Genomic DNA, 10538 nt, shown 5'->3' on the forward strand with positions numbered 1-10538 from the left:
GTCACGGTCCAGGTCACTGTAGTAGTTCCCAATGGGAATGTTGCAGGCGCATCGTTAGTCACGGTAGCGACCCCACAGTTATCCGCAGTAGTTGGTGTCCCAAGTATTACACCAGTCGCTTCACAGGAAGCGTTAGCACTTACGGTTACGTTAGCCGGCGCAGTAATGGTTGGCGCAGTTGTATCGTTAATTACAATATTTTGTGTTTGCGTAGACGTATTACCGTTACCATCATCAAAGGTCCATGTTACTGTTGTAGTACCTTGCGTAGAGCTTGTTAAGCTATCCGTAGTTGTCCCAGTAATTGTTCCACCACAGTTGTCTGTAGCGGTAGGCGCACTACCAGTAATAGTTGCCGAACACTCACCCGTGGCATCAGGAAGCGAAGCCGCATCTGGCACCGGCGCTGTGTTATCATTCACGGTTACAGTTGCAGTCGCAGTATCTGAGCCATTGTCATCAGTAACTGTTAACGTAACTGTATTGGCTCCAATATTAGCACATGTAAAAGAAGTAATATCAGTATCAAAAGTTAACGTACCAGTTCCTGTGCTACCATTATTTACGGCGTCTTCAGTTATAGTGGCATTACCAGTCGCGTCTAAGTTTACTGTAATATCTTGAGTTATTGCCGTTGGTCCGGAGGTAGCTATATCAGAGGTAAAATTTAAGTTATCTATTGATATATCACTAGTAAAAGTTCCGTCAGATATTGCGATGAATCTTAATCTAATTACTTTTCCATCATAAGCAGATAAATTGACCGATTGCGTCTTCCATTCTCCTTGTGGTGTACTAATATCACTACTAGTCTGTTGTGGTCCACTTAAAGGATTACCTTGACTGGTATCTCCCGTTGGAATAGGTATGAATGCTGCGCCATTGTCACTAACTTCTATAGATAAACTTCCCATAGGATTTGAAGTATTAAGACCAAACATGTGATAATCAAAAGTGAAGGTGCTGTTTTGTCTTCCAGTTAAATCAAAACAAGGAGAAGTAAGTATCGCATCTCTTACTGGAGTAATATTACCAGGTGCTGAAACTTCTGTATATAGATATCTTGAACCATTAGATGCTCCAGTTGGTCCAGTTCCGCTAGAGACTGTGCCTCCAGAGTTATTTGTCCAATCTAAATCATCTTCAGTTCCATTTGCTCCTTGTGTCCAATCTCCTGTAAATGTAGCTAAAGCTGTTTCAAAACTTTCAGAATATGGAAAAGTAGAGATAGTGCTATCACATAAATTTAAAGTCGTAAATTCTTTAGAATCAGAAAAATTGGATAGATTGGTATTACATCTCGTAGCTACTTGTACTTCGTATTCAGTATTAGTATCTAAACCTGTAATGCTTTGTGTTGTTGCATTAATATTTGTTATTTCTGTCCAAGTTAAAGTACCGATTTCTCTATATCTTAAATCATAGGTTGCTAGAGGTGTATTGGTATTAGACCATGAGACATCCGCAGATGTAAAATCTATATTGTTAACTTCTATATTGTTAGGTTCTAATGCAGCATCACAAGGTACATCTAAGCCGATGATTCTAAAGTCGTCAAAATAGAACCCTGTAGGAGTAGAGGAGTAATTTTCGAGAACATTATCATTGTCACTAACAAATCTAAAGCGAATTCTAACGTTAGACGCTCCTAAAAGAAATGCATTTGTTTCTGAGTCTATGACAATTTCCTCCATTTTCCAATTATCAAACAAATCACCATCATATATCAGTCCTAAACTGTTAGAGTCTTGAGGAGCTCCACTGTTATTAGCATGGTCATTTGTAGCTAATGTCGCAGCAGGTTTTGTGTATTTGCCTTCTAAAGGCTGATAAGCACCTCCGTTTACGGATGCTAATACTTCGACGAAATCATAATTTCTTTCAATATCCCATTTTGCAAAGTACTGTATTAAGTAATCTGGGTTAGAATTGAAATTGTAGGTATTTGCTGTTGTTATCGTTCTCGTTGTGCTATTCGGATACGAATTGTTATTATTACCTCCAACTTTGATACCTCTTGTCCCCGAATACGCTGCTCCAGATACTGTGGCTGCTGTCCACGTGCCAGAGGTTGTCCAATTACTTAATAAATCTGTATCAGGATTATCCTGGAATAAAAGATTTGGTTGATAAACTTTTTCGTATGTAGCATCATAGAATATTGCCCCTGTACTATTGGCTAATTGAATTCTATAGATAATTCGTTCGTTAGGCTGAATTCCTGATGTTAACGTGATTTGACTTGAAACTTCGGTTTGATCTAAAACGTTAAGTCCATTTATAGCTATAGTTGGTGAAGCAACACTTTGTATATTTTGAATAGGTGTTATTGTTAATGTAAAATTTCCATCTGTTTGACCAACACGCTCAATCCCGAAAGTTAAATCTGTGGTTAGATTAGATGGAGGTTGACCACTTAAGATATTTGAAGGTGTTAAGTCATGAAATTTTGCGTAGCGTCCACCATAATACGCATTCATTAAATTAATACGCATCATGCGTTTAACGATATTGATAATATTTGATCTACTAGGCCAAAACCCATCTGAGTTAGAACCATTCTCTGGTGTTGTGGCTAAAACTCCTAGTAATGTAGAATTATCTCCATTTGCTGTAGCGCCTATTGTATTGTTAGTTGTATCTAAGTTTCCACCTACCATCCAATCATCTGCGATTCCATTTGCAGGAGGAAAAATAGTAGCACCAGAAACAAATCTATTATACCTAGTCATGTCTTCATGCCATTTTTGCATTTCGTCTTCACGACCAGAAACAAAAGAAGGATTACCTCCATATGGGTGTGGTATAGAATTGGCAAAAGAGTGTTGCCAAACTGTGGTTTTAAAATTTCTGGATTCTACAAAATTTTTAACAATTCTTGTTTCTGGCTCCGAAAATGGAGCTGGACCTCTGTATCCAGAACTTGTTGGTGAGCCGGAAGAACCAGAACCTGCTGACCCCCAAAAATAAGCGAAGTTTCTGTTTAAGTCTACACCTCTGTTGTCTAAAGAAGAAGAGTTAGTATTTGGTCTTAAATTTTTACGTTGCATTCCACCACCATTTGATGCTATTGCTTCGTTCCATCTTAAACCATCTGGATTAACTACAGGTATAAAATAGAGCTCGTTATTATCTACTAATTCTTTTATAGCGGGATCTTTATCGTAGTTTTCAATAAGATACCACATAAAATAAATATTTCCCATTAATGAAGCCAACTCTCTAGAGTGAATCATTGATGTGTAAAGTATTTGAGGTTTGTCGCCTTCTGTTGTTGAAGATTCGTTACCTGTAATTCTTACATAATATATTGTTTGAGGGTCAAATCTTTGTTGAGCGGATCCTACACCAGTATATGTCTGTGGACCAAGGGCAGAATTTGATGCACTATAATATGGGTTAGTTATAGTTGTTGCAGGATTTCCCCATGTTTTATGATTTGATGTGCCAGATGCATCAGCTTTTTCAGAAACTATATCTAATCCATTGTTCTGAGAGTATGCTCTCATTTTATCAAGTTCTGTTAAAACTTGTGAAACTGTTAAAGAACCACCCATTGGAACTTCTGCTGTAGATGTTACATCTGGATAGTTTAAAGGAACATTCCAATCTACCTCATTTGCACCAATATATTGAAGATAATTATCTAATGTGTTTAAGGCCACAGAAGATCTTTGAGAGAGACTTTGATAATGAGATAATGTCTTAGATTTTTCTCTCTGTAGCTCTAGTTGACCTTTCAATAAATCTTTATTTGAACTTTCCTTGTAGAATTGATTCAAATCATGGATGATTACCTGATAAGGAATATTGTTGCTTCTTAGTATTTCTAAATCTGCATTAGCAATATCCATAGTAAAAGCACTACTTGTTTGTATAGCACCACAGCGTAAATCTATACCTAGGTCTGCAAGTCTATGCACCTCTTGATGACTACTAGCGTTGATTTTTATACGTTTATGAGTCTGGGCAGAAACGGTTTGTACTAAGGCAAATAATGCCAATAGAATTGTTAGGGTAATTCTTTTCATTAGATTTGGGTTAAATAGAATTCTGGACAAATATAAAATAAAATTTCACAAAACATCGATAAAATGCAAAAAAAATAGATTAAATGCATTTTAGTGTATTTATTGTATTATAATTTTCTTAGTAATAGATTGGTTTTCGATAGATGCTTTTACAATATATATCCCTTTTTTTAGTTGTTCCAAGGAGATATTATTTCTACTAGAATTGGTTTTAAGTTCTTTTGAATAAACACGCTTTCCTAAAATGTCGAATATTTGAATTTTCGCCATTTGTGATTTAGAAGTGTTTAATCGGAGTTGTTTTGTTGTATTGTAATACTTTATAGAATTACTATTTATTTCGTTATCGTTTATGGATAGTGCAGCTTGATTATTTGAAAATTTAATAAAAAAGCGATTAGTATATTCGCCAGCTTCTATTGTCTGGACGTGGTTTGATTCATTTAAACGTGTATAGGTTTCTTCTTCAGAATCGTATAAATACACATTAATAGTATTATCGAAATTTTCAAGCGAGTGCAATTCTAGTGTAAATTCTTGAGTATTCTGAAGATAAATACCAAGAGGATAGCTTAAACTATCGTTGTAACTACCCACAGCTTGAACTATACAACGTATGTCTCCAATTAACCAATTAGCATCGGTAGGGAAGTAGTTCCATGCTTGACTATCCCACCCATAATCAAATCCATCAGAGGCTTCATTATTTGGTGTGAAGGTTAGTAAAATTTGTCGTGTCGAGGTCTCAGACGTAGAAAAGTTTAATCGCACTCTCTGATATTGCGCGTAACTACTAAAAGAGACTACTAATAAGAGTAGTAAAACTATTTTTCTAAAACTACTTATAGCTTTAGAGCGGTTTGAAGCATTCATAATTTAAGTAGGTTAAATGAATGGTTTAGATTTGGATGACAAATATACTAAAAAATCCACAAAATGCAAATTTTATCGATAAAATGCATTTTGTGGATTTATTTCAATTTAGAAAAACTCCTTGTAATTTAGGATAAAGACTATTTAATTCTTTATAATTATCTTTTTACTTAGATTTTTGGTTTCTGTTTCGATTTTTAAAATATAAGGCCCAGTTTCAACTTTGTCTACAGGAATTCTATAAGCACCTGAATAATAGGACTCTAATTCTTTATTCCAGTTTTGGATGGTTTGTCCTAACAAATTAATCAATTTAACCGATGTGACTTTTTCATTAGTAAGGCGAACATAAATTTCGTTTGTATCTGATAAGTATGTAAAATAGCTATCGTCTGTTGTTATATCGTCTGTACCCAAAGAACTATTCATATTAAAAGTAATAAAGAATCTATCACCATAATAGTCTGGCGCAAGGTTTGCTGTAAAATTCTGCTCGTTTAAATGTGTATATTCATTTGTTAGACTATCATATATATATACATCGATAGCTTCATCAAAGTTTTCTAAATCTTCAATATGAATTTCAACGTCGCTCTGTTGCGAAAGGAAAATACCTAATGGATACTGTTTAGTCTCATCAAACGCTCCAACACCTTGTATAACATAGAGCCCATTTTCGATAATAAAGAAAGCGTCATTATTTTGAAAATATTGATTACTTGCCTCGTATCCAAAATCTACACCATCTGTTGCAGAATTATCTGATGTAAAGGCTAGTAGTAGTGGCCTTATTCTACCATCAACATGAGAGGTAAAATTCAGACGTAATCTAGAAATTTCTGCTTCCAAAGTAGATGCTGTTTGGTGCATACCATTTACAAATGCTTCTGTATTTCTAAAAAATACTGATCCGTTCCCAGTTGAAACTTGTTCTCTTTGAAAAACACGCTGGTCATTCTCAAATCTTACATAACTATCGCTCGTAACATTTGAAACAAAAAATCCTTGACCAACAGGTACATAACGCTCAGGAGTTTTAGTAGATGTACCAGCTCCGCTTATAAGCGCTGGTGTGTACACAGGTAGTCCTCCAGCTTTTGTTAGAACTGCATATCCTCCTTGATACTCACTGAGTATGTGCGTTTGGTTAGATGTATAATGTTCCCAGAAGTATAAAGAGCCTTCTATACTTTCAGTTGAATTTGGATTGGCGCTTGTTGGTGAACCATCAGGGTTTGTTAATGGTAAATTGTCGTCTATAAACTCGAAAGCATCTATTGCAGAGGCGTACGGATTACCAACCAAGGCTTGATAAAATTCTGTGATAGGAATGTCTATAGTACCATTATTAGGCTTTCCAACGAAAACATAATTCTGAAGATTGTTCAGCTGATTACCGCCTGTAATTATTCCACCTTCTCCGCCAACTCCAACGGCACTACCTTTCATAGTAAAACCAAAACCAGGTCCCATAAGATTGTTGTTGCCTAGGTATCTCCAGGACGCGTAATCATCCCAAGGATAATTCTCATAAGCGTATAACCATCTGTCACTTAAAGTTATTGGATTGGTTGTGCCAGTTGCATTAGGACTACTAGTCCATAAGATGGTTTGCGGATTATTGGAGTCAGTACCATCTCTTAAAATTCCGGATACTGAGAAATCTACATTATTAGCCGTATTATTTATAGTCCCAACTGGTGAACTAAAATAATTATAGTTAAACAAGTTGGTTGTCCCTTGCTGATCGCGCTCTAGGTATCCACCACTTGAAGTGTCTAAGATACTTTCGGCGTACTGATATGAATTGTGTCTTTTTTGAATTAATTGAGACTCACCAACTAAATCTAGAACACCATTTAGCCTTAAATAATGTGTTACCCATAATCCTGTACCTGTATTTGTTTCGTCTTGTGTTCCAGAATTAGATATAGTTAATTCGTTAGTATCTACTAATAACCCTAATAAAGTAATATCTCTGGTGTCTGAAATTATATTGTGATTTGTTCTTACAATATTCCATTCTATTGGCGAACCATTAATTCCATTACTATTTGGAACATCCCAAACACCAAAATGGGTCCACGTTGTATCTGTATCCCAACTTGTATTTGCCCTTGATGTATATGGTATTGGAGCCGTTTGCTGTTGACTTGTCTGAATGTTAATAAGACGCCCAGCAACTCCTTTGTACGCCGCTAAGTCACCACAAGAAACATTCATTTTATAGTATCCGTCTAAATTACTCCATAAAACAGGATTATCCTCAACCCCATTAGCATCAACATCATCACTGTATATTTTGTTAGGAATTATGATACCAACAACATCATTACCAGATGATTCAATTTCTTGATTCATCATTTGTCTTATATGACTGGCAGAAATAGCCATATTCCAAATTTTCAACTCGTCCATCCAACCATGAAAATGATTCAGTGGAGAACTAGGTGGACTTTGGTCTATTGCTCCTAAAAGAGCACTTATATTATTTGCTGATGGGTCAGGAGCAGAGCCAGTATTAGAATCTATCTCAATTCCATCCACATATAAAACGTAATTACTACCATCGAAAGTTGTAGCGATATGGTACCATCTGTCATCTGCAACAACATTAGCTCCAGAATTAACATTTCCAGTGCCAGAAGCATTATACCAATTAAATTGTACCTGACCATTTTCTAGTGATAGCGAATATCCAGAGGTATTATCAGCATAGTCTTTTCTAGAGAAAATAGTTTGGGAGCCACCAATAGATTCAGGTTTAATCCAAACCTCTATGCTAAATGGGCTGTTAAGGTTATAATTGTTTTTAAAATCAACATAGTCATTATTACCGTCGAAATCTACGCTCGAGCAATCTGTAATTATAATCGTAACTTCGTCATAGCATCCACTTCCGTCTTGTAATGTCCATCTTAGTGTATATGTTCCTGGACTAGCTGTGAATAATGCGTCTGGGTCAACATCGCTAGAAAACGTAGCCGTATTTCCGCACGAGGTAGATGTCGAGTTTTCTATTGTCCATCTTCCAGTAACGCCAGTTCCCGCATAGTCTACATCACCAGCAACTAAATCCGGAACAACATAGAGATTGGTTTCCCAAGCTCCTTTATTGAAGTTTTCTACTGCAGTTCTGGTATTATCGTATGCATTTAAAGTAATAGAATTTTGACCACAATTACTTGATAAAGGTGTGAAGTCTTGACCTGCATATGCTAAGCTAGTATTAATATTAATAAAATTAGTGCCGTCTAAATTATCAGCTCTACATCCATTTACTAAGTTAGTAACACCGTATTCTCTTATACCAGGAGTTACTGGAGTTACCGTAACTGTAGTACCTATGGCTATTACATCTCCGTTTTCATCAGTCCATTCTAATTCATCGTCTACTTGCGCATAAGCAAACCCAACGGCATCTATAGCCCAACCACTGGCCAACTCATTTCCATTATTACCTCCATTACAGCTCACACCGTTTGGATTTGGAAAAGTTGAACTATCTATAATCCCACATGATGTTGTACTACCAGTAAATGTAAATCGAATTCTTAAACCAGATTCGCCTGTCCACTGACCAAGATTTATAAATGCTTGTAGCATTCTAGGGTCTGTCTGTCCGATACATCTATTACCTGTTCCTTGAGCCAAAACAATACCTGAATCATTTCCTGAGGTAAAATTAAATGCCGTACTATATGAAGTATCGGTATAAGCAGTAAGTACTTCGGAATAAGTGTTTCCAGAATCAAATGATAATTCAATCAAACCATTACCACCATTGCAAAAATAGAAACTAGTATCAAATTGAAGTATGGCTTCTGCAGCTGTCATTCCTATTGTTGTAAAAACTGGTGTTTCTAAAGTAGTAACGTTACCTACACCATTTGCCATTGCAAATTTAGTGTTGTCTGTGGTGTCATAATTAATACCACTAAAGGCACGACTATCGTTAGAGTTAGTTTCTTTCCAAGTAGGTTGATTTGTATTATTTCCACTAGCAGGGAAAAAGTTATCAATACCGTCAACACGCCACCCGTCAGGTTGCGCGTAATTAAATTCGCCACCTTCACCAAACTGCCCGTTAGGTTGATCAAAAAAGCTTTCAGCATTAATTGTTACACTTTCAGTTAAGCAGATGTCTAAAGCTGTGTGACTAACAATAACAGGTGGTTCATCTGGAGGTAAAAATCGTATATATGCCTCTGCTGATGTTCTTATTAATGTAGGATCATCTGCATCTGTAATTCTCAATCTGACGAAAGTATCTACGGTTATACCTGTAAGTGTATAGGTTAATGTATTTGCAGAAGAAGGCAATGTTGTCCAAGTTTCTCCATTATCTTGAGAATACTCCCAAGCTATAACCTGTGAAGCCAATAAATTATACATCCCGACAGGGAATAGCTCCAATGACACATCTCTTGGTGTTGTTGTGCCACCAGGACATGCGGTAACCTCAATTAGTGAACTTGGCGGTTGCGGATTATCAGGTATTGGATTAATTATTTCTCCTAGCAACACTGTAAATGGGTTTCTTGGAGGTTCAACAGTGACATTTGCCGTACACGAGCTAACATTACCGTTAACATCTTCTACTGTTAGTGTGACAGGTACGGTGTAGGCTGTAGGGTTATCAGGAAATGTATCTTGAGACAATGTAAAAGAACTAATTCCACATGCATCATTACTTCCGTTATCGATATCAGCAATAGTTATAGTTGCTACTCTAGTAATAGGGTCAACAACAACTACAAAATCATTACATAGTGCCGTTGGAGGTGTAACATCTACAATAGTAACAGTTGTTGTTGTGCTATCACTATTTCCAGCATTATCAAACACTGTAAATGTAACAGTGTTATTCCCAACATCGGCGCAAGTAAATGAGCTAGGAGATACATTATATGAGGCTATACCACAATTATCACTTGAACCATTTTCTAAATCTATTCCTGAGATATTTACTGTTCCATTCGGTGCTAGATTTACCGTTATAGGTTGTGCTACGGCAACAGGATTAGTAATATCAGAAGGTATAACATCAAAAGTACAAGTATTCATATTGTTAGCTCCGTCTGTTGCAGTCAGAGTAACTGTAGTAGCTCCTGATAAAATAGCTCCTGGAGTTGGACTTTGTGTTATTGTAACACCTGAAGTACAGTTGTCCGAAAATGTTGCTAAGGACGTATAATCTTGAAGCGTAAATTGACAATTATTATCATAAGTCACATTTTGGTTACCTGGACATCCTATGTTTGGACTCTCATCATCGCTTACAGTAACGGTTTGTGAACACGTTGCAGTAAGACCAGCACCATCTGTAACAACATATGTGATTGTCGATGTCCCAATATTGAATGTTCTTGTTCCGACAAAGCCTGTACCAGTTAAGGAAGTAGCACCAGAAATAGTCCAGGTCAAGTTGGCACTGCAATTATCATTAAATGTAGGATTTGGAATGCTAACATTAGAAGTACAATTTCCTATTCCATCGTCTGATGTGTTTGCTGTGATATTTGTTGTACAGGTTATGGTTGGCGCAGTTGTATCGTTAACAGTCACCGATTGTGTAGCAGTAGCTGTAAGCCCTGCATTATCAGTCACGGTCCAGGTCACTGTAGTAGTTCC

General features: G+C 36.5%; 3 protein-coding genes. All 3 read right to left on the minus strand.

The window, feature by feature from the left end; genetic code table 11:
• Positions 1-4031: M14 family zinc carboxypeptidase (locus tag DFQ05_RS13510; RefSeq protein WP_199222006.1), on the minus strand; the 4031-nt coding region annotated here is incomplete at its 3' end.
• Between the two features lie 99 nt (positions 4032-4130).
• Positions 4131-4904 carry a T9SS type A sorting domain-containing protein gene (locus tag DFQ05_RS13515; RefSeq protein WP_132706174.1) on the minus strand — a complete coding sequence of 258 codons (774 nt, stop codon included), beginning with the start codon at positions 4902-4904 and terminating at the stop codon, positions 4131-4133.
• Between the two features lie 144 nt (positions 4905-5048).
• Positions 5049-10526: a LamG-like jellyroll fold domain-containing protein gene (locus DFQ05_RS13520; RefSeq protein ID WP_206750667.1), complete on the minus strand. Its 5478-nt coding sequence runs from the start codon at positions 10524-10526 to the stop codon at positions 5049-5051.
• Between the last annotated feature and the right edge of the window lie 12 nt (positions 10527-10538).

Origin of the sequence: Winogradskyella wandonensis (assembly GCF_004346845.1) — a bacterium.
Lineage (GTDB): Bacteria > Bacteroidota > Bacteroidia > Flavobacteriales > Flavobacteriaceae > Winogradskyella > Winogradskyella wandonensis.